The sequence below is a fragment of the Streptomyces sp. NPDC102283 genome, assembly GCF_044766265.1.
In the GTDB taxonomy this organism is placed as follows: Bacteria; Actinomycetota; Actinomycetes; order Streptomycetales; family Streptomycetaceae; genus Streptomyces.
This window is the reverse complement of sequence record NZ_JBIWLQ010000001.1, coordinates 1-19,796: the sequence shown is the minus strand read 5'-3', so window position 1 is coordinate 19,796 and position 19,796 is coordinate 1. Positions and strand designations below refer to the sequence as shown.

The window sequence follows — 19,796 nt, the reverse complement described above, 5'->3', positions numbered from 1 at the left end:
CGGACGGTTCCGGCGTGCTCGTCCGACAGGGCGTCACACGCGCGTCCGTGGCCGATCGCCGTTCATACCGGCCAGGGTTGGGGCACTATGACGGGGTGACTGCCGCCAGGTCGCACGACGGTCCCGGCCCGCTCCGCAGGGCGGGGCGGGCGACGGGCCGTGCCCTGCGCGCCCCGTTCACCGGCACGGCGCGCGGTATCCGCAAGGCGACGCACGCCCACGGCGCGGGCGAATCCGGTCTCGGAAAACTGATCGAGCTGCACGCGGTGAACGGCGCGGGCGACGTCATGATCACGGTCGCGCTCGCCTCCACCGTCTTCTTCTCGGTGCCCACGGACGAGGCGCGGGGCCGGGTGGCCCTCTACCTCGCCATCACCATGGCCCCCTTCACCCTGCTCGCCCCGGTGATCGGCCCGCTCCTGGACCGGCTGCCGCACGGCCGCCGCGCCGCGATGGCGGGCGCGATGCTGGCGCGGGCGCTGCTGGCGATCACCATGTCGGGCGCGGTCGCCACGGGGGGTCTGGAGCTGTATCCGGCCGCGCTGGGCGTCCTGGTCTGCTCGAAGGCGTACGGCGTGGTGCGCAGTGCGGTCGTGCCCCGCCTGCTGCCACCCAGGTTTTCCCTGGTGAAGGCCAATTCCCGGGTCACCCTGGCCGGGCTGCTGGCGACCGGGGTCGCGGCCCCGATCGGGGCCGGTCTCCAGACCATCGGCTCGCCCTGGCCGCTCTACGGCGCCTGCGCGATCTTCGTCGCGGGCACGTTCCTCGCCTTCACGCTGCCGCCCAAGGTCGACTCCGCGAAGGGCGAGCGCCGGGCGCGGCTGATCGTCCCGCACCACGAGGACACCGCGCCGCGGTCCGCGCCGCGACGGAACGGCGGCAGCACCCGGGCGGGTCTCCGCAGGGGCGGCGACGGGCAGAAGCCCGCCCGGGAGCGGCCACCGGGGCTGCGGTCCGTCGGCGGGTCCGTCCTGCACGGGCTCCAGGCCAACGCGGCGCACCGGGCCCTCTCCGGCTTCCTCATCTTCTTCCTGGCGTTCCTGCTGCGCGAGCACCCGCTGGCCGGGCAGAGCGCGGCGGTCTCGCTCGGCATCGTCGGCGTGGCGGCGGGCGTCGGCAACGCCTGCGGTACGGCGGTGGGATCCTGGCTGCGGGCCCGCGGCCCCGAGGTGATCATCGCGACGGTGCTGGGGCTCGCGCTGAGCGTGGCGGTGCTGGCCGCGGTGTTCTTCTCCACGGTGCTGGTCGCCGCGCTCGGCGCGGTCGCCGGTTTCACCCAGGCCCTGTCCAAGCTGTCGCTCGACGCGATGATCCAGCGGGACGTGCCCGAGGAGGTCCGCACCTCCGCGTTCGCCCGGTCCGAGACGTTGCTCCAGATGGCGTGGGTGGTCGGCGGCGGCATCGGCATCGCCCTGCCGCTCAACGCGGTGCTCGGCATGTCGGTCGCCGCGGGCATTCTGGCGCTCGGCGCGGCCACGTCCGTACGGGGTCTCCTGGGCGCCGCGCGGCGCGGCACGCCGCACCCCCGCGTGGCATGAGCGGAGGCGACCGATAGCCTTCGGCCCATGACCGTTGCGTTCTTCTCCGGTAAGGGCCGTCGAATCGGCGTCGCTCTTGGTGCCGTGTCCGCGGGACTCCTTGTCCTGTCCGCCTGCGACAAGCCGACGCCGCTCGCCACCGTGACGGTCGGCAGCGACTCGGTGAACACCGAGGCCGCCTGCTACAACGACGGCGAGGCGATCAAGGAGTCCCTGATCCAGGGCTGCCTGAACAAGAAGGCCGAGAAGTCCCTCACGGTCGCCATGGACGACAAGGTCCGCTTCGGCGTCGACCCCGAGATCGCCGAGAACGGCTGGACGCTCTTCATCAACGGCCAGCAGGCCGAGCAGGAGCCGTACGACAAGACCTACCGGACGATTCCCGGCAGCGCCTTCTTCGCCAGCCAGACGGGCCAGCCGTCCGAGAAGACGAACATCTCCATCGTGGAGACCAAGGGCAAGAAGCTCACGGGCATCTGGCAGTTCGAGCTCAAGAAGGACTGACCCGCTCGCCGAAGAACGCCCTTCCTCCCGTCCTCGACCCTGAGGCTGTATCCGTGCGTGTGCTGGTCGTGACCGCTGTCCCGGTGGAACGGGACGCGGTCACGCGTGCGTTCGGGGGCACCGGGGAGGCCGTGGCACTGCCGGGGGGCGAGCTGCACCGCGCCGGCGCGTTCGATGTCCTGGCGGGCGGTGCGGGCCCCGCCGCCGCGGCTGCGGCCACCGCCTTCGCCCTGGCGTCGGCCGACGCGCCGTACGGTCTCGTCGTCTCGGCCGGGATCGGCGGGGCGTTCACCCCGCTGACGCCGCTCGGCTCGCTGGTCGTGGCGAGCGACATCGTCGCCGCCGACCTGGGCGCCGACACCCCCGAGGGCTTCCTGCCGGTCACCGCGCTCGGCTTCGGCCGGGACCGCTTCACCACCCCGCCCGCGCTCGTACGGGAGGTGGCGGCCGCCGCGGGCGCCGCCTCGGGCCCCGTCCTCACCGTCTCCACCGTGACCGGCACCGCCGAGCGCGCCGCGGACCTGCTCGCCGCGCACCCGGGGGCGCTGGCCGAGGCGATGGAGGGCTTCGGGGTCGCGGAGGCCGCCGCCCGGGCCGAGGTGCCCGTACTGGAGCTGCGGGCCGTGTCGAACGCCGTGGGCCCCCGCGACCGGGACGCCTGGCGCATCGGCGACGCGCTGGCCGCGCTCACGGACGCGTTCGGGAAGACCGCCCCCGTACTGGAAGGTTGGAACCGGCATGACGACCGACACCGCAGCTAGCCGGGGCCCGGCCGGGGACGCGATCGAGATCGCCTTCTCGCCCTGCCCCAACGACACCTTCGTCTTCGACGCCTGGGCGCACGGCAGGGTCCCCGGCGCGCCCGCGCTGGACGTGACCTTCGCCGACATCGACATCACCAACGGCATGGCCGAGCGCGGTGAGCTGGACGTCCTGAAGGTGTCCTACGCCGTGCTGCCGTGGGTGCTCGACGACTACGCGCTGCTGCCGTGCGGCGGGGCGCTGGGCCGGGGCTGCGGTCCGCTGGTCCTCACCAAGGAGTTGGGCCTCGACCTGACCGGCCGGACCGTCGCCGTGCCGAGCGAGCGCTCGACGGCGTACCTGCTGTTCCGGCTCTGGGCGGCGGAGATGGTCCCGGGCGGCGTCGGCGAGGTCGTCGTGATGCCGTTCGACGAGATCATGCCCGCCGTACGGGACGGCAAGGTCGACGCGGGTCTGGTCATCCACGAGGCCCGTTTCACGTACCGGAACTTCGGTCTGCACAACCTCGCCGACATGGGCCGGCACTGGGAGGACACCACGGGCCTCCCGATCCCCCTCGGCGCGATCATCGCGAAGCGCTCGCTCGGCGAGGAGACCCTGCGCCGTCTGGCCGACTCGGTCCGCAGCTCGGTCCGGCTGGCCTGGGACCACCCGGAGGTCTCGCGCCCGTACGTCCTGGAGCACGCCCAGGAGATGGACCCGGCCGTAGCGGACCAGCACATCGGGCTGTACGTGAACGAGTTCACCGCCGACCTCGGCGAGGACGGCTACGCGGCGGTCCGCGGCCTGCTGACCCGCGCGGCGGCCGAGGGACTGGTGCCGCCGCTGGGCCCGGACGCCCTCGCGTTTCCTTGAGCGGACCGGAAGGACACCCCGCGGTGCACACCACGTCGACCGCGTCGACCGCCCCGTTCACCCTGGCGTTCTGGAAGGAAGGCCGCACCCACGAGCAGCGGGCGGGCTACCGGGGGACGGCGGCGGAGTTCGGCGAGATCGTCCTCACCGCCCCGCTGCCCCGGAAGCACACCCCGGGCAGCGTGGTCTCCGAGGTGCGCGGCCCATCGGTCCCCACGGCGGTGTTCGAGACCCGCGGCATCCACACCGAGGCCGCCGACCTGCCGACGCTCAACCGCTCGGTGCTCCGGGTCGGCGACGCCCTGGTCCATCTGCGGCGCAACCGCTTCGGTCTGACCCGCCGGGCCCGTGCCCTGCACTTCCGGTACGGCGGCGACCACTACCGGCTGCGGGCGGTGAACCGGAAGCGGTTCGTGCTGACCCGCCGGGCCGATGACGAGGACCCCGGTGCTTCCCTCACGGCGAAGCTGTCCGGGATCGGCGGCGGCAAGCGGCTGGCGGTGCGGGCGACGGGACGGGCCGTGGCCGCGGACATCGTGCTCGTCACGCTCTTCGCCGGTGTCGACCGCGCGCCGCTGACCCGCTCGGGCGCGGTGCGCGCGGCCCTGGGAAGGTCCACCCGGCTCTTCGCCGAGAGCCAGGCCTGACCACCCGCAGGGCCCGCACCCCTGCGGCGCCTTCGCGGGGCGCCGTCCGCTACACGTCGAGCTGGTCGGCGACCGCCCTCAGCAGGCCCGCGATCTTCGCGCCGGCGGCCTTGTCGGGGTAGCGGCCCCGCTCCAGCTGCGGCGTGATGTTCTCCAGGACCGTCGTGAGGTCCTGCACGATCGACGCCAGCTCGTCCGGTTTGCGACGCTGCGCGGCCGCGACGGACGGGGTGGGGTCGAGGACCACCACCGAAAGGGCCTGGTCGCCGCGCTGGCCCGCGACCACGCCGAATTCCACGCGCTGGCCGGGCTTGAGGGCGTCGACTCCGGCAGGGAGAACCGACGAGTGGACGAAGACGTCGCCGCCGTCGTCGCGGGAGAGAAAGCCGAAGCCCTTCTCGCTGTTGAACCACTTGACCTTGCCGGTGGGCACGTCTGTCCTCGTCCTCGTACTCGTCGGTGTGCGGATGAGAGCCGGTCTCCCGGGGAAAACGGCTCCGGATAGCAGTACAGCGGGTCACCGTGACCCGCCCGGTCCCAGGCTAATGGGCCCCCGGCCGGTGACAAGACGTCGCCGGAGAGTTCCTCCGGGCTGGGAACTACCCTGGTCGCGTGAGCACTACTCCTTCAGGCGCAGGTGACCGGCTTGTTCAGGTCGGCGCGATCGTCTTTTTCATCGGCGCACTGGCCACTCTGGTCACAGTCGCCCCACTTTTCCTGGGCACGGACCCGTTCCCCGCGGTCGCGTACGCGGTCTGCATGCTGATGGGTGTCGGGTTCCTCATCGCCGGGGCGGGCGTCGTGCGCTCGGCCTGGATCAACTCCCCGAAACGGGCCGCGAACCGCGCCTGACTCCCCTCCGCGTCACGCCGCCCGGGCCGCCTCGAAGGCCGCCAGCCAGGCCGGGAAGCCCGTCAGGTCCTCCAGCACCACGTCCGCGCCCGCCGCCCGCAGCTCCGCCGCGTCGCACGGGCCCGTCGTCACCGCGACCGACAGCGCTCCGGCGGCCCGGGCCCCGCGCACGTCGCCGGTGTGGTCGCCGACGTACACCTGCGCGCCGTGCTCGCGCAGCGCCTCGCCCTTGGCCTCCGCCCACAGCCAGCCGGCCACCGTGTCCGGCTCGATGCCGAGGTGGGCCAGGTGCAGCTTCGCGTGCGTCGCGAACTTCGCCGTGACGACGATCGCCCGGCCGCCGAGCGCCCGCACCGCGGCCACCGACTCCCGCGCCCCGGCGAGGGCCGTGCTCGGGGCTATCGCGTGGTCGGGGTAGAGCTCCCGGTAGCGGTCGGCCGCGGCGGGCACCCGGTCGGCCGGGAACCAGTGCGCCAACTCCGTCTCCAGCGGCGGGCCGAGCCGGTTCACCACCAGGTCGACGTCGATCGGCACCCCCGTCTCCGCGGACAGGACCCGGAAGGCCGCGGCGATGCCGGGCCGGGAGTCGACGAGCGTCATGTCGAGGTCGAAGCCGACCGTCAGGGGGCGCCGGGGGGAGCGCCGGGCGGGGTGCTGGGCGGGGTGCTGATCCGTGGAAGCCATGCCTGCCATTGTGCCGACCGGCCGGGGGCTCCCGTCATCCCCCCACGGCCCCCGAAGCCCCCGTCGGCCCCGGAATCCCGCCGCTTAGACTGAGACGCGCACTTAGCCAAGCCTTACCGTCCTGGCCCCGCGCCCCAGCGTTCCCTCCCGTTCCCCCATGTCCGCGTCCGTCTCGATTGGGTGAAATGTCAGCTTCAGCGCCCGTGCGGACCGCCGCGCCACCCCGCACTCCCCGCCTCTCCCGACGCGCCGCCTCGACGGCCGCGGCGGTGCTCGCCCTGCTGCTGGCGGTCCTGCTGAGCCTCGCCGTGGGGGCGCGCTCCATCCCTCCGGGCGAGGTGTTCGACGTCCTGCTGCACGGCGGGCACTCCGACGCCGCCGAGGTGATCCGCACGATGCGGGTGCCGCGCACCCTCATCGGGCTGATGGTCGGCGCGGCGCTGGCCCTCGCGGGCACGGTGCTCCAGGGCATCACCCGCAACCCCATCGCCGATCCCGGCATCCTCGGCATCAGCCAGGGCGCCTCGGTGGCGGTGGTGATGGCCATCGCGTTCGCGGGGGTCCACACGCTCACCGGGTATGTGTGGTTCGCCTTCGCGGGCGCGGCCATCGCCTCGGTCGCGGTGTACGCCATCGCCTCCAGCGGGCGCGGCGGCGCGACCCCGGTGAAGCTCGCGCTCGGCGGTGCGGCGATCAACGCGCTGCTGGTGTCGGTGACGGTGGGGATCCTCACGACGAACGCCGCGGCGCTGGACGAGTTCCGCTTCTGGCAGGTCGGCTCGATCGCCGGGCGGGAGTTGGACGTCGTCCAGCAGGTGTGGCCGTTCCTCCTCATCGGGGCGGTCCTCGTGCTCTGTGTCGCCCGCGGCCTGGACGCGCTCGCGCTCGGCGAGGACGTGGCGAAGGGGCTCGGCCAGAACGTCGCCGCGGTCCGGATCATCGGCGGCATCGGGGCGACCGTGCTGACCGGGGTCGGGGTCGCCGCAGCCGGGCCGATCGCGTTCATCGGTCTGGCCGTCCCGCACATCGCCCGCGCGGTCGTCGGCAACGACCACCGCTGGGTGCTGCCCATGGCGGCGCTGATCGGGCCCGTGATGCTGCTCGTCCCGGACGTCGTCGGCCGGATCGTGTTCCCGCCGAGCGAGGTCCCTGCGGGCGTGATGACGGCGCTGATCGGGGTGCCGTTCCTGGTCGCCCTCGTACGCCGGAAGGCGGTGCCCGCATGAGCGAGACCTCAACGGCCCTGCGGGTCCGGCCCGCCGGCTACTCCGTCGTGAAGGCCGGCCCGCGCGGCCGGTTCCTGCTGCACCGGCGGGCCTCCGCCGTCGCGGCCTCCCTCGTCGTGCTGCTGGCCGCCGTCTGCGTCGCCTACCTCTGCGTCGGGGAGAGCTTCGTCGCGCCCGGCGAGGTCGTGAAGGTGATCCTCGGGCAGCCCTCCTCGGCCGAACTGGTCGTGGGCACGCTGCGGCTGCCCCGCATGGTCGTCGGGCTGCTGGTGGGCGCCGCGTTCGGGATCGCCGGGGCGCTGATCCAGACCGTGGCCCGCAACCCGCTGGCCAGCCCCGACATCATCGGCATCAGCCAGGGCGCCAGCGCGCTCACGGTCGGGGCGATGACCTTCGGCATCACCTCGTACACCGTCCTGCCCTACCTCTCCGTCATCGGCGGCATCGCGGCGGCGGCCCTCGTCTACGTCTTCGCGTGGCGCGGCGGCCTGCACGCCACGCGCTTCGTCCTCATCGGCATCGGCTTCGCCATCGCGCTGCGGTCGGTGACCACGCTGTTCCTGACCAAGGGCGACTACCTGGTCGCCCAGCAGGCGCAGATCTGGATGACCGGTTCGCTGAACGGGCGCGGCTGGCCGGAGGCCGCCCCGATCGGCTGGACGCTGCTGGTCCTGCTGCCCGCCATCGCCTGGGCGGCCCGCGCGCAGCGCACCGTCGCGATGGACGACGACACCGCCACGGCGCTGGGCGTACGCCTGGGGCGCGTACGGCTGGGACTCGTCGCGCTCGGCGTGGTCCTGGCGTCCGTGGCGACGGGTACGGCGGGCCCGGTGGACTTCGTGGCGCTGCTCGCCCCGCAGATCGCCCGCCGGATGACCAGGACCGCGCAGATCCCGCTGCTGTCCTCGGCGCTGCTGGGCGCGGTGATCGTCGTCCTCGGCGACCTGCTCGCCCGCAAGCTGTTCTCGCCCACCGAACTGCCGGTGGGCGTCCTCACGGCGGCGGTCGGCGCCCCGTACCTGATCTGGCTGATCATCCGCGGTCACCGCGGCCGCAGTGGAGGCACCGCATGAGCCCGAGCCCGACGACCGACACGGCGCAGCGGACCGGCAGGCTCGCCGCCCGCTCGCTGACCCTCGCGTACGAGGACCGCACCGTGGTCCACGAGCTGGACCTCACCGTGCCCGACGGCCAGGTCACCGTCATCGTCGGCCCGAACGCCTGCGGCAAGTCCACCACCCTGCGGGCGCTCGGCCGGCTGCTGAAGCCGCGCGGCGGGGCGGTCCTGCTGGACGGCGAGGAGTTGGCGCGGATACCCACGAAGCAGATCGCCCGGTCCATCGGGCTGCTCCCGCAGACCCCGGTCGCGCCCGAGGCGATCACCGTCTCCGACCTGGTCGCACGGGGCCGCCAGCCGCACCAGAGCTGGTGGCAGCAGTGGTCGGACGAGGACGAGCGGGCGGTGACCGACGCGATGGCCCGTACCGACGTCACGGCGCTCGCCGACCGGCCGGTGGACGAGCTGTCGGGCGGGCAGCGCCAGCGGGTGTGGATCGCGATGGCGCTGGCCCAGGAGACGGACCTGCTGCTGCTCGACGAGCCGACGACGTATCTCGACATCGCGCATCAGGTGGAAGTCCTCGACCTCGTACGCCAGTTGGCCTCTCCTGCCGCCGACGGCACCCGGGGCCGTACCGTCGTCACGGTGCTCCACGACCTCAACCAGGCCGCCCGGTACGCGGACCGCCTGGTCGCCATGAAGGAAGGCCGGATCGTCGCCGAGGGCCGGCCCGGGGACGTCGTCACCGCCGAGCTCGTCGCCGAGGTCTTCGGCCTGGAGGCGGTGATCGTCCCGGACCCGGTGACGGGTTCGCCGCTCGTCGTCCCGAGTGCCCCCTGGACCCCGTCCCCGGCGGGTTCCCCCTCCCAGAAAGGTCTGTGACATGACTACCCTCCTCCGCGACCGCCGCGCCCTCGTGGCCGGCTCCCTCGCCGTGACCGCCGCGCTCACCCTCGCCGGGTGCGGCTCCTCGGACCCGGCGGCGGACTCCTCCGACTCCCCGGCGAAGACGCGCACCGTCTCCACCGCGAACGGGGACGTCGAGGTGCCCGCGTCGCCGAAGCGGGTCGTCGTCCTGGACTCCGGCGAGCTGGACTCCGCGATCACCCTCGGCGTCCGGCCGGTCGGCGCGACGCACTCGGCCTCCGAGGACGCCTTCCCCACCTACCTCCCCGCGAGCGAGACGAAGGACATCACCCCGGTCGGCGAGATCGCCAACGCGAACCTGGAGTCCGTCGCCGCGCTCGAGCCCGACCTGATCCTCACCAGCAAGGTCCGTGACGGGGAACGCTACGACGAGCTCAGCAAGATCGCCCCGACCGTGATGACGGAGGCGACCGGCAGCGCCTGGAAGGAGAACTTCCAGGTGCACGCGGAGGCGCTCGGCAAGCAGGCCGAGGCGAAGAAGGTCCTCGCCACGTACGACACCCAGGTGGCGAAGGTGACGGAGGCGCTCGGCGGCAAGGAGAAGGCCGCCGCCACGGACGTCAACTTCGTCCGCTTCGTCGAGGGCGCCGAGATCCGCATCTACGGCAAGCAGAACTACATCGGTTCGCTGCTCGCCGACATCGGCACCGGCCGCCCCCCGATCACGGACAAGGCGAAGGACGGGTTCTCGTACGACGTGTCGCCCGAGAAGATCGACCTCGCGGACGCGGACGTCATCTTCACGTCGACGTACGGCGACCCGGGCAAGGCCGGGACGACGAAGACGATGAACAGCGGCCTGTGGAAGGGGCTGAAGGCGGCCGAGAACGACAAGGTCTTCAAGGTCGACGACCGGCTGTGGATCGCGGGCATCGGCTACACCGCCGCCGGCAAGATCCTGGAGGAGTTCGAGACCAGCATGACGAAGTGACGGAGCGGGGCCTCCCGTTCGGATCATGTCGGGCTCCCGGGGTCCCGGTCCCCGATCCGACCTGATCCCGACAGAAGGCCCCGGCCCTCGTCCAGTGCTGCGCCCGGGCGGGCCGTGCCCGGCTCAGCCGGCCCTCCTCCGCGCCCGCCACACCAGGTAGAGCGCGGAGGCGACGGCGGCGACGCGGACGACCACCGGCCAGGTGTCGACCAGGACGTCCCGCATCGCGCCCTCGCGGATCGGTTCGCCCCAGCGCCCCTCCATCCGCCCCCACACCCACACGAGGGCCCCGGCCGCCACCACGCCCGGCAGACCGAGCGCCGCCCACTTCGCCTCCGTACGGGAGAGGGTGCGCGAGCTGTACGCGATCAGCCAGCCGCCCACCAGCGGCAGCCAGGAACCGGTGACCACACCGGCGACGAGCAGGACGGCGGCCAGGAGCAGCAGCGGGTGGGCGAAGCCGCCCCGGGCACCGGAGGCGGCGGCCGCCCCGGGCTCGACGACCACCGCGGCCGTCTTGCGGCGGCGGAGCTTCAGGAGGCGCAGGGCACGGCGGCGCGCGACGGTCCCGGCGCCGGTCCCGGCCCTCCCCTCCGCCCCGGCCTTCCCCTCCGCCTCGTCGGCCGCTCCCGCCGCGCCCTTCTCGTCCTGCCCGTCCTTCTCGTCCTGCCCGTCCTTCTCGATGGGCCGCGGCCGCCTCCCGAGCAGTTCCGGGGCCTCGATACCGCCGAAGAACCCGGGGATGGCGGTTCCCTCGTCGAAGGGGCCCGGCTCCAGGCGCCACCAGTCGGTCGCGTCCGCGTCCCCCTGCTGGTCCTGGCCGAGCATGTGCGGGGCGGAGGGATCGGGCCAGTCGCGGACGGGGACGCCTTCGTCGTCAGCCACCCGGTCGTCGGGGGCGGGAGCCGGGCGGGGCACGGCGGCGGACCGCGCGCCGGGAGCTCCTTCGGAGGCACCACCGGGCGCACCACCGGGCGCACGGTCGAAGACGCCGCCCGGAGCGCCGGCGGCGCCGTCCTCGCGACCGCGGCGCGACGCGCCCCACCCGAAACCGGCTTTCGGTTTCCCGGACGCCTTCGCCTCCCGGCCGCCCCCCGCCCCCGGAGCGGGCTCCTTCGGCCTCCTCGGCTCGCTCGGCCCCTTGCGGAGGAGTCCGCCCCGGGGCCGGGGAAGGGAGGTCCGCCGCTGCTGCTCGCCGCCCCCCGTCCCGGACCCGGCGGTCGGCAGCGTGACCGTGCCGTCGGCCGACTCCGCCGCCGCGGCGACCAGTTCGTCCGGGCTGCCCAGCCTGCCGATGATGCGCCGCACGGTCGCCGGAGAGTCCGCGCCCTCCGCGCCACGCTGCCGGTCGATCTCACCCCGAAGTGTCGAAACCAGGCGCATCCGGGCGCCCGACGACAGCTGTTGCCGCTGCGCCAGGTCGCCGACCCGGCTCAGGTAGTCGTAGACGAGCTGGTCACTCTCGATCCCCACGCGGTGCATCCCCTCTACCGGCCCTGCCCCGACGGTAGCGTTCCAGCGGCTACCGTGGGACGGATGGGGACGACCACACCACCGCGCACGCTCGCCGAAGCCCTGCGCGCCCGGGGCGACGAATCGCTGGCCGGGCTGCTGCGCGCCCGCCCCGACCTCCTCAACCCGGTGCCGAACGACATCACCCAGCTCGCCACGCGGGCCGGCACGCGGGCGTCCGTCGTCCGCGCGCTGGAACACCTGGACCGGTTCGCACTCCAGACCGCCGAGGCGCTGGCGGTGGCCCCGGACCCGGCCCCGTACGACACGCTGCTCTCCCTGCTCACGGGCGACGGCATGGACGACGGCGACCAGCGTGACGACGCGGGGGCGGCGATCACCGCCGCACTGCCGGGCGCGCTCTCGACGCTGCGCGAACAGGCCCTGGTCTGGGGCGAGGACGACCGGCTGCGGCTGGTGCGCACCGCCCGCGAACTGCTCGCCCCTTCCCCGCAGCACCCCTCGCCCACGGGCCTGGGCCCCACGGTCGCCGAGGCGACGGCGGGCATGTCGCCGGGCCGCCTCCAGGAGATCCTGGCGGCGACGGGCCTGCCCGCGACACACGACCCGGTCTCGGCGGTGGCCGCGCTGTCCTCGCTCTTCACGGACCGGACGCGGATGGCGCACCTGCTGGACACCGCCCCGGTGGAGGCGCTGTCGGTGCTGGACCGGCTGGTGTGGGGCCCGCCGTACGGGGAGGTCACGCCCAACCCCACTCCCCCCGTGAAGTGGCTGCGCGACCGGGGTCTGCTGCTGCCGGTCTCCACCCGCACGGTGGTCCTGCCGCGCGAGGCGGCCCTGCATCTGCGCGCCGGACGCGCCCACCGCGTGCCGGAGCCCGTCCCCCCGGTCGTCGCCGTTGCGGCGACACGCGATCCACAGGCTGTGGACAGGGCCGCGGCCGGACAGGCGTTCACGGCGCTGTCCACGGTCGAGGAGCTGCTGAAGCTCTGGAACGGCGGCGGCCCCGCGATCCTGCGCGCGGGCGGGCTGAGCGTACGGGAGCTGAAGCGCGCCGCGAACTCCCTCGACGTGACCGAGCCGATCGCAGCGTTCTGGATCGAACTGGCCTACGGTGCAGGCCTGTTGGCCTCCGACGGGGAGCCCGAGGAGCGGTACGCGCCGACGCCCGCTTCCGACGAGTGGCTCGACCTGACCGCCGAGGACCGCTGGACGCACCTCGCCACCGCCTGGCTCGCCGCCACCCGGACCCCCGGCCTGGTCGGCGGCCAGGACGCCAAGGGCCGGGCGCTGTCCGCGCTCGGCCCGGAGCTGGACCGTTCGGCCGCCCCCGACGTACGCCGCCGGATCCTGGCCCTGTTCGCCGAACTCCCGCCGGGCACCGCGCCGGACGCCGAGACCCTGCTGCGACGGCTGCGCTGGGAGCGCCCGTTGCGCGGCGGAGCGACCCCTCCGGCCGCCACGGGCCCGGGCGAGGGGGCGGACCTCCGCTCCCGCCTCGCCCTGTGGACGCTCAACGAGGCGGAGCTGCTGGGAATCACGGGCCGGGGCGCGCTCTCCGCACAGGCCCGCGCGCTGCTGGAGGAGGGCCCGGACGCGGCGGCGGCCCGCCTCGCTCCGCTCATCCCCGAGCCCCTGGACCACGTCCTCCTCCAGGCCGACCTGACGGCGGTGGCGCCGGGCCCGCTGGAACGCCCCCTGGCGGAGACGCTCTCGGTCCTGGCCGACGTCGAGTCCAAGGGCGGGGCGACGGTGTACCGCTTCACGCCCGGCTCGGTGCGCCGCGCCCTGGACGCCGGGCAGGCGGCGACGGACCTGCACGCGTTCCTGGCCGCGCACAGCCGTACGCCGGTGCCGCAGCCGCTGAGCTACCTGATCGACGACGTGGCCCGCCGCCACGGCCACCTGCGGATCGGGTCGGCGTCAGCGTACGTACGCTGCGACGACGAGGCGGTCCTCAACGAGATCCTGGCCGACCGCCGCTCCACCGGACTCCGCCTCCGCCGGCTGGCCCCCACGGTCCTGGCCTCCCAGGCCGACCCCGGCTCCCTCCTGGAAGCCCTGCGCGACATCGGCTACGCACCGGCCGCCGAATCCGCCGAGGGCGACGTCCTGATCACCCGCGCCGGCGCCCGCCGCACCCCGCCCCGCACGCCCCCGGCCCCGGTCCCCGAAGGCCCCCCGGTCCCGGACGACACCCTGCTCGGAGCGGCGGTACGGGCCATCCGCGCGGGCGACACGGCCGCCACGGTGATCCGCAAGGACACGTCCGAGGACCCCTCGTCCACCACGCCTTCCGGCTCCCTCCCCCGCACCACCTCCGCCGAGACCCTGGCCACGGTCCAGGCGGCCGCGATGACGGGCTCCGCGGTCTGGATCGGCTACGTCAACGCGGACGGCGCGGCCAGCCAGCGCGTGATCGCCCCGGTCCGCGTGGAGGGCGGCTTCGTCACGGCGTACGACCACACGGCCGACGAGGTCCGCACGTACCCGCTGCACCGGATCACGGGGGTGGCGGAGCTGGCGGAGGACGGGAAGGGGTAGGGACCGGCCCGCCCCGTGCCGGCCCGCGTGATCACTGGTGACCTCCGGGTGCCTGCGCAGGTAGACGTTGCGGTCGGACACAGTGGTCATGTCGCCCACGGCACGGGCGCGGCCGCGTACGGCGGACAGTTGGGAAGCTCTGAAGATCACGTCGAGCCTTGTCGCGGGTCACCCCGCATGACATGTTCATCGTGCACGCCCAGTTGATCTGCCGAGGAGACGAAGATGATCGCAACCCTGAGCGCCGGCGAGCAGATCGTGATGGCGATCGTGGGAGTGGCCGCCGTCCTCGCTCTCGCCGTACTCGGCATCAAACGGGCCAAGCGCACCGGGCAGCCGGGCGAGACCGAGTAGCGTCCGCCACCGGGCAGGTCCGTCGGTTTCACGCGCGTGCCCTCTCTGCCGGCGCGGTCTGCGATGCTGCGGGCATGGCCACAGCCCGCCCCGCCCCTGAGCCGGTGACGCCCCGACCGGTGGCACCCGAGCCGGTGTCGCCCCACCCGCCCCGCGCGCCGATGCCGCCGCTGCTCACCCAGTCCTGGCTGGACCTGGCCTTCCTGCACTGGGCGGTCGACCCCGCGGACGTGGCACCGCTGCTGCCCCCGGGCACGGTGCCGGACACGTTCGACGGGACGACGACGTACGTGGGTCTCGTGGCGTTCCGGATGTACCGGGTGGGCGGGCTCGGCCTGCCGGGGATTCCTTACCTCGGGACCTTCCCCGAGACCAACGTCCGGCTGTACTCGGTGGACGAGCACGGGCGGCGCGGGGTCGTCTTCCGGTCGCTCGACGCCTCGCGGCTCGTCCCGGTCGTCGTGGCGCGGGTCGCGTTCCGCCTGCCGTACGTGTGGTCCCGGATGGGCATCGAGCGGTCCGGAGACACCCTCACGTACACGAGCGCCCGGCGGTGGCCGGGCCCGCGTGGTGCGCGGAGCAGGATCGTGCTGCGCACCGGGCGGCCGATCGAGGAGCCGACGTCCCTGGAGCACTTCCTCACCGCCCGGTGGGCCCTGCACGGCGGGTTCTTCGGGCGGACCCTGTACCTGCCCAACGCCCATCCCCGGTGGCCCCTGCACCGGGCGGAGCTGCTGGAGTGCGACGAGGACCTGGTGGCGGCGGGCGGGCTGCCCGCACCGGTCGGGGAGCCGGTGAGCGTGCTGTACTCCCCGGGCGTCCCGGTGCGCTTCGGGCCGCAGCGCAGGTCCCGCGCCGCAGACTGACCGCGCGCCCGCCCCACCCCGCCCCGCCCCGCGATGCGGCACACTGGACGTTTGGCCGCATCCGTGGCCGCACCCCGCAGAAAGGGCCGAAGCGCGTGACCGGACCCCTCATCGTCCAGAGCGACAAGACGCTGCTCCTCGAAGTCGACCACGACCGGGCGGACGCCTGCCGTCGTGCCATCGCGCCGTTCGCGGAGCTGGAGCGTGCGCCCGAGCACATCCACACGTACCGGGTCACCCCGCTAGGGCTGTGGAACGCCCGTGCCGCCGGGCACGACGCCGAGCAGGTCGTCGACGCCCTGGTCGAGTACTCCCGCTACCCCGTGCCGCACGCGCTCCTGGTCGACATCGCCGAGACGATGGCGCGGTACGGGCGGCTCACCCTGTCCAAGCACCCGGTGCACGGGCTCGTGCTCACCAGCACCGACCGGCCCGTGCTGGAGGAGATCCTCCGGTCGAAGAAGGTGCAGCCGCTGGTCGGGGCGCGGATCGACCCGGACACCGTGGCCGTGCACCCCTCCGAGCGGGGGCAGGTCAAGCAGACCCTGCTCAAGCTGGGGTGGCCGGCCGAGGACCTCGCGGGGTACGTCGACGGCGAGGCCCATCCGATCGAGCTGGCCGAGGACGGCTGGTCGCTGCGGCCGTACCAGAAGCAGGCCGTCGAGGGGTTCTGGCACGGCGGGTCGGGCGTCGTGGTGCTGCCCTGCGGTGCCGGGAAGACCCTCGTGGGCGCCGGCGCCATGGCCGAGGCCAAGGCCACCACCCTGATCCTCGTCACCAACACCGTCTCCGCCCGGCAGTGGAAGCACGAGCTGGTCAAGCGGACCTCGCTGACCGAGGACGAGATCGGCGAGTACAGCGGGACGCGCAAGGAGATCCGGCCGGTCACCATCGCCACCTACCAGGTGCTGACCACCCGGCGGAAGGGCGTCTACCCGCACCTGGAGCTGTTCGACTCCCGCGACTGGGGCCTGGTCGTCTACGACGAGGTGCACCTGCTGCCCGCGCCCGTCTTCAAGTTCACCGCCGACCTCCAGGCCCGGCGGCGGCTGGGGCTCACGGCGACGCTGGTGCGGGAGGACGGGCGGGAGTCCGACGTGTTCTCGCTCATCGGGCCGAAGCGGTTCGACGCCCCGTGGAAGGAGATCGAGGCGCAGGGCTACATCGCGCCCGCCGACTGCGTCGAGGTCCGGGTCAATCTCACCGACTCCGAGCGGCTCGCCTACGCGACCGCCGAGACGGAGGAGAAGTACCGGTTCTGCGCCACCACCGCGACCAAGCGGAAGGTGACCGAGGCGCTGGTGCGCAAGCACCAGGGCGAGCAGACCCTCGTCATCGGGCAGTACATCGACCAGCTCGACGAGCTGGGCGAGCATCTGGACGCCCCCGTGATCAAGGGCGAGACCAGCAACGCCCAGCGCGAGAAGCTCTTCGAGGCGTTCCGCCAGGGCGAGATCAGCGTCCTCGTGGTGTCCAAGGTCGCCAACTTCTCCATCGACCTGCCCGAGGCGACCGTCGCCATCCAGGTCTCCGGGACCTTCGGGTCGCGGCAGGAGGAGGCACAGCGGCTGGGCCGGGTCCTGCGGCCGAAGGCCGACGGGCACGAGGCCCGGTTCTACTCGGTCGTCGCCCGCGACACCATCGACCAGGACTTCGCGGCGCACCGCCAGCGGTTCCTGGCCGAGCAGGGGTATGCGTACCGCATCGTCGACGCGGACGAGCTGCTCGCCGACGGCTGAGGCGGGCGGGAGGGGCGGGCGGTCAGCGGCCCCGGCCGGCGACGCCCGCCTCCTCCGCGTACTCCCCGAGGACGACGACGCCGAACGCCGCCGTCACGAACACCTTCACGGCACGCACCGCGTCGCCGACGCGGTGGGGTCGGTGGTGACCGGTGGCCGCGGTCGCGCCGTGCGCGGGGCCGGTCCTGCGTGGGTTCAGAGTGGCTGTGCTCATGTATCCATGGTGCTCCCGTCACCCGTTCGGGCGCGTCGGTCCGCAGACGGAACCCCGGGACCCGGCGGGTAGCCCTGTGGTGCCATGCCGGGGCTCGGCGTCCCCTACGGGTATCCCCGGCACCCGCGCCCTCCGGCGGAGCCGGTATTCCGTTTCGCCCGCGCCCCGCCCTGTGGCTACAATCGCCGGTCTGCCCGCCTCCCGCACCGTGGTACCGGCCTCTCGCTGCCGGCAGCCGGGGGAGCGCCGCCGACCGGACGGAAACCGGTCGACACCCAAGCGAACCAACCTTCCGAGCGGACCGCCCTGCTCCCGGCTCCAGCCGGCACCGGCGCGCGGTCCGCCGTCCTGCGTTGAAGAGCCGGAGGCAACACCGTGCCCGCGCACGCGAGCGAAAGCGATTCCATCCCCGATCCCACCGGCCCCACCGACCCCTTGGCGCACGAACGCGCCCATCTCGCCGCGTCCCGTGCCGCCCTGCGCGGGATGCGCGAGGACGTCCAGGCCCTCGACATCCGCGACGTCACCGCCAACTGGGTCAACGCCGCCGTGCTCCAGTCCCAGATCGACGACCGCATCAAGGCGCTCGCCGACCTCTCCCACACCCCGCTGTTCTTCGGCCGACTCGACTACCTCCACGCCGTCGGCGGCGAGCTGGCCGAGGGTGCGGAGGGCGAGCGGTTCTACATCGGGCGCCGGCACGTCCACGACGCCGTCGGGGACCCCATGGTCATCGACTGGCGTGCGCCGGTCTCCCAGCCGTACTACCAGGCGTCCCGCAAGAACCCCCAGGACGTGGGGCTCCGCCGCCGCTTCGGCTACACCGCCGGCGAGCTGACCGCGTACGAGGACGAGCACCTCACCGACCCCGCCGAGGCCGAGCACACCAGTCGGCTCCTCCAGGCGGAGATCGAGCGGCCCCGCGTCGGCCCGATGCGCGACATCGTCGCCACCATCCAGCCCGAGCAGGACGAGATCGTCCGCAGCGGCCTCGGCGGGACCGTCTGCGTGCAGGGCGGGCCCGGCACCGGGAAGACCGCCGTCGGCCTGCACCGGGTGGCGTATCTGCTGTACGCGCACCGCGAGCGGCTCGCCCGCACCGGCACCCTCGTCATCGGGCCGAACCGTTCCTTCCTGCACTACATCGAGCAGGTCCTCCCCGCCCTCGGCGAGCTGGAGGTGAAGCAGGCCACCGTCGACGACCTGGTGCGCACCGGCGTCGAGGTCCGGGGCGAGGACGAGGCGGCCACCGCCGTCGTCAAGGGCGACGCCCGCATGGCGGAGGTGCTGCGGCGGGCCATCCGCTCGCACGTCGCACCGCCCGCCGAGCCGGTCGTCGTGGTGCGCGGGTCCCGGCGCTGGCGCGTGCCCGTGTACGAGGTCCAGGAGATGGTCGACGAGCTGCTGGCCCGCGACATGCGGTACGGGGCCGCGCACGAGGCGCTGCCGCAGCGGATCGCCCACGCCGTGCTCGTACGGATGGAGGAGGCCGGGGAGGCGCCCGACGACCGGGTGCAGAACGCGGTCGCCCGCAATCCCGCGGTGAAGGCGGCCGTCAAGGCGGTCTGGCCCGCCGTGGACCCGGCGAAGCTGGTGCTGCGGCTGCTCTCCGACGCGGAGTTCCTGGCCGCGCACGCGGAGGGTCTGCTGGACGAGGACGAGCAGAAGCGGCTCCTGTGGGCGAAGCCCGCCCGCAGTGCGAAGTCCGCGAAGTGGTCGGCGGCCGACGCCGTGCTGATCGACGAGGCGGGCGACCTGATCGCCCGTACGCATTCGCTCGGCCATGTCGTGCTCGACGAGGCGCAGGACCTCTCCCCCATGCAGTACCGGGCGGTGGGGCGGCGGTGCTCGACCGGTTCGGCGACCGTCCTCGGCGATCTCGCCCAGGGGACGACCCCGTGGTCCACGGAGAGCTGGGGCGAGGCGCTGTTCCACCTGGGCAAGGCGGACGCGGTGGTGGAGGAGCTGACGGCCGGTTTCCGCGTGCCGCGCGAGGTCATCGCGTACGCCTCCCGGCTGCTGCCCGTGATCTCGCCGGGGCTGGCGGCGGTGGAGTCGGTGCGTGAGTCGCCCGGTTCGCTGGTCGTACGGGAGGCGGCTTCGGCGGAGGGGTTGGACGCGGCCGTCGTCGCCGCCTGCGAGGAGTCCCTGCGCCACCTGGGGTCGATCGGGCTGATCGCCGCCGACGCCCGGATCCCGGCGCTGGGCGCGGCCCTGACGGCGGCGGGCCACGCGTATCTCGCCCCCGGTGAGGAGACGACCGCCGCGTCCCGGCTGACGCTGGTGCCCGCGTCGCTGGCGAAGGGCCTGGAGTACGACTACGTGGTGCTGGACGAACCGGCGGCCGTGGTCGACGGCGAGCCGGACGAGCGGACCGGGCTGCGGCGGCTGTACGTGGCGCTGACCCGTGCGGTCTCCGGGCTCACGGTGCTGCACGCGGCGCCGTTGCCGCAGGCGCTGGCCTGAGGAGCTGCGGTGGGGGGGGGGGGGGGGGGGGGCCCCCCCCCCCCCCCCCCCCCCCCCCCCCCCCCCGGCCCGGGGGGGGGGGGGGGGGGGGGGGGGGGGGGGCCCCACCCCCCGGCCCCCCCCCCCACCGCAGCTCCTCAGGCCAGCGCCTGCG

General features: G+C 74.0%; 19 protein-coding genes. 15 read left to right on the top strand and 4 right to left on the bottom strand.

Annotation, left to right across the window (positions count from 1 at the left end):
• Positions 1-95 precede the first annotated feature (95 nt).
• The 5 genes from ACIRJT_RS00095 to ACIRJT_RS00075 are packed head-to-tail and all read left to right on the top strand — an operon-like array spanning position 96 to position 4,306.
• Positions 96-1,538 carry an MFS transporter gene (locus ACIRJT_RS00095; RefSeq protein WP_403902465.1) on the top strand — a complete coding sequence of 481 codons (1,443 nt, stop codon included), beginning with the start codon at positions 96-98 and terminating at the stop codon, positions 1,536-1,538.
• A 27-nt stretch (positions 1,539-1,565) separates the two neighbouring features.
• Positions 1,566-2,042: a DUF2771 domain-containing protein gene (locus ACIRJT_RS00090; RefSeq protein ID WP_403902462.1), complete on the top strand. Its 477-nt coding sequence runs from the start codon at positions 1,566-1,568 to the stop codon at positions 2,040-2,042.
• Between the two features lie 53 nt (positions 2,043-2,095).
• Positions 2,096-2,803: a futalosine hydrolase gene (locus ACIRJT_RS00085; protein ID WP_403902460.1), complete on the top strand. Its 708-nt coding sequence runs from the start codon at positions 2,096-2,098 to the stop codon at positions 2,801-2,803.
• Entirely contained in the window at positions 2,781-3,659 is an 879-nt protein-coding gene (locus ACIRJT_RS00080) for a 1,4-dihydroxy-6-naphthoate synthase (RefSeq protein ID WP_403902457.1), read from the top strand. Before ACIRJT_RS00085 ends, ACIRJT_RS00080 begins: the two co-directional genes overlap by 23 nt.
• Positions 3,660-3,682: 23 nt before the next feature.
• On the top strand, positions 3,683-4,306 hold the full coding sequence (locus ACIRJT_RS00075; protein WP_403902454.1) for a hypothetical protein: 624 nt from the start codon (positions 3,683-3,685) through the stop codon (positions 4,304-4,306).
• Positions 4,307-4,355: 49 nt separating this feature from the next.
• Here ACIRJT_RS00075 and ACIRJT_RS00070 read toward each other — a convergent pair whose 3' ends face one another.
• Complete coding sequence (locus tag ACIRJT_RS00070; protein WP_006126557.1) at positions 4,356-4,739, bottom strand: cold-shock protein; 384 nt, start codon at positions 4,737-4,739, stop codon at positions 4,356-4,358.
• Between the two features lie 179 nt (positions 4,740-4,918).
• On the opposite strand from ACIRJT_RS00070, the gene ACIRJT_RS00065 reads away from it, so the two are divergent.
• Entirely contained in the window at positions 4,919-5,158 is a 240-nt protein-coding gene (locus ACIRJT_RS00065) for a hypothetical protein (protein ID WP_403902452.1), read from the top strand.
• Between the two features lie 12 nt (positions 5,159-5,170).
• On the opposite strand, the gene ACIRJT_RS00060 is transcribed toward ACIRJT_RS00065, so the two are convergent.
• The gene (locus ACIRJT_RS00060) at positions 5,171-5,842 is read right to left on the bottom strand and encodes an HAD family hydrolase (RefSeq protein ID WP_403902449.1); all 672 of its coding nucleotides are present in this window, start codon (positions 5,840-5,842) and stop codon (positions 5,171-5,173) included.
• 185 nt (positions 5,843-6,027) lie between these two features.
• Between ACIRJT_RS00060 and ACIRJT_RS00055 the strand changes: the two genes are divergently transcribed.
• Genes ACIRJT_RS00055 through ACIRJT_RS00040 form a run of 4 tightly spaced genes read left to right on the top strand, consistent with a single transcriptional unit; the run spans position 6,028 to position 9,986 of the window.
• Entirely contained in the window at positions 6,028-7,068 is a 1,041-nt protein-coding gene (locus ACIRJT_RS00055) for a FecCD family ABC transporter permease (RefSeq protein ID WP_403902447.1), read from the top strand.
• The gene (locus tag ACIRJT_RS00050; RefSeq protein WP_403902446.1) at positions 7,065-8,141 is read left to right on the top strand and encodes a FecCD family ABC transporter permease; all 1,077 of its coding nucleotides are present in this window, start codon (positions 7,065-7,067) and stop codon (positions 8,139-8,141) included. The genes ACIRJT_RS00055 and ACIRJT_RS00050 overlap by 4 nt, the downstream gene beginning before the upstream one ends.
• A complete protein-coding gene (locus ACIRJT_RS00045; RefSeq protein ID WP_403902444.1) occupies positions 8,138-9,010 on the top strand; it encodes an ABC transporter ATP-binding protein in 873 nt (290 codons plus the stop codon). The genes ACIRJT_RS00050 and ACIRJT_RS00045 overlap by 4 nt, the downstream gene beginning before the upstream one ends.
• 1 nt (position 9,011) lies before the next feature.
• Complete coding sequence (locus ACIRJT_RS00040) at positions 9,012-9,986, top strand: ABC transporter substrate-binding protein (RefSeq protein ID WP_403902441.1); 975 nt, start codon at positions 9,012-9,014, stop codon at positions 9,984-9,986.
• Between the two features lie 123 nt (positions 9,987-10,109).
• Here ACIRJT_RS00040 and ACIRJT_RS00035 read toward each other — a convergent pair whose 3' ends face one another.
• Complete coding sequence (locus ACIRJT_RS00035) at positions 10,110-11,468, bottom strand: hypothetical protein (protein WP_403902438.1); 1,359 nt, start codon at positions 11,466-11,468, stop codon at positions 10,110-10,112.
• A gap of 54 nt (positions 11,469-11,522) precedes the next feature.
• On the opposite strand from ACIRJT_RS00035, the gene ACIRJT_RS00030 reads away from it, so the two are divergent.
• The 4 genes from ACIRJT_RS00030 (at position 11,523) to ACIRJT_RS00015 (ending at position 16,962) form a co-directional block, all read left to right on the top strand.
• On the top strand, positions 11,523-14,003 hold the full coding sequence (locus tag ACIRJT_RS00030) for a helicase C-terminal domain-containing protein (protein ID WP_403902436.1): 2,481 nt from the start codon (positions 11,523-11,525) through the stop codon (positions 14,001-14,003).
• Positions 14,004-14,228: 225 nt separating this feature from the next.
• Positions 14,229-14,357, top strand: coding sequence for a hypothetical protein (locus ACIRJT_RS00025; RefSeq protein WP_403902434.1), 129 nt, complete (start codon positions 14,229-14,231; stop codon positions 14,355-14,357).
• Between the two features lie 74 nt (positions 14,358-14,431).
• A complete protein-coding gene (locus ACIRJT_RS00020; RefSeq protein ID WP_403902431.1) occupies positions 14,432-15,223 on the top strand; it encodes a YqjF family protein in 792 nt (263 codons plus the stop codon).
• Positions 15,224-15,318: 95 nt separating this feature from the next.
• Positions 15,319-16,962: a DNA repair helicase XPB gene (locus ACIRJT_RS00015; protein WP_403902429.1), complete on the top strand. Its 1,644-nt coding sequence runs from the start codon at positions 15,319-15,321 to the stop codon at positions 16,960-16,962.
• A gap of 22 nt (positions 16,963-16,984) precedes the next feature.
• Here the strand turns inward: ACIRJT_RS00015 and ACIRJT_RS00010 are convergent, their stop codons facing one another.
• A complete protein-coding gene (locus ACIRJT_RS00010) occupies positions 16,985-17,176 on the bottom strand; it encodes a hypothetical protein (RefSeq protein ID WP_003967306.1) in 192 nt (63 codons plus the stop codon).
• A 375-nt stretch (positions 17,177-17,551) separates the two neighbouring features.
• Between ACIRJT_RS00010 and ACIRJT_RS00005 the strand changes: the two genes are divergently transcribed.
• Positions 17,552-19,642, top strand: coding sequence for a HelD family protein (locus tag ACIRJT_RS00005; protein WP_403902426.1), 2,091 nt, complete (start codon positions 17,552-17,554; stop codon positions 19,640-19,642).
• Positions 19,643-19,796: the final 154 nt, after the last annotated feature.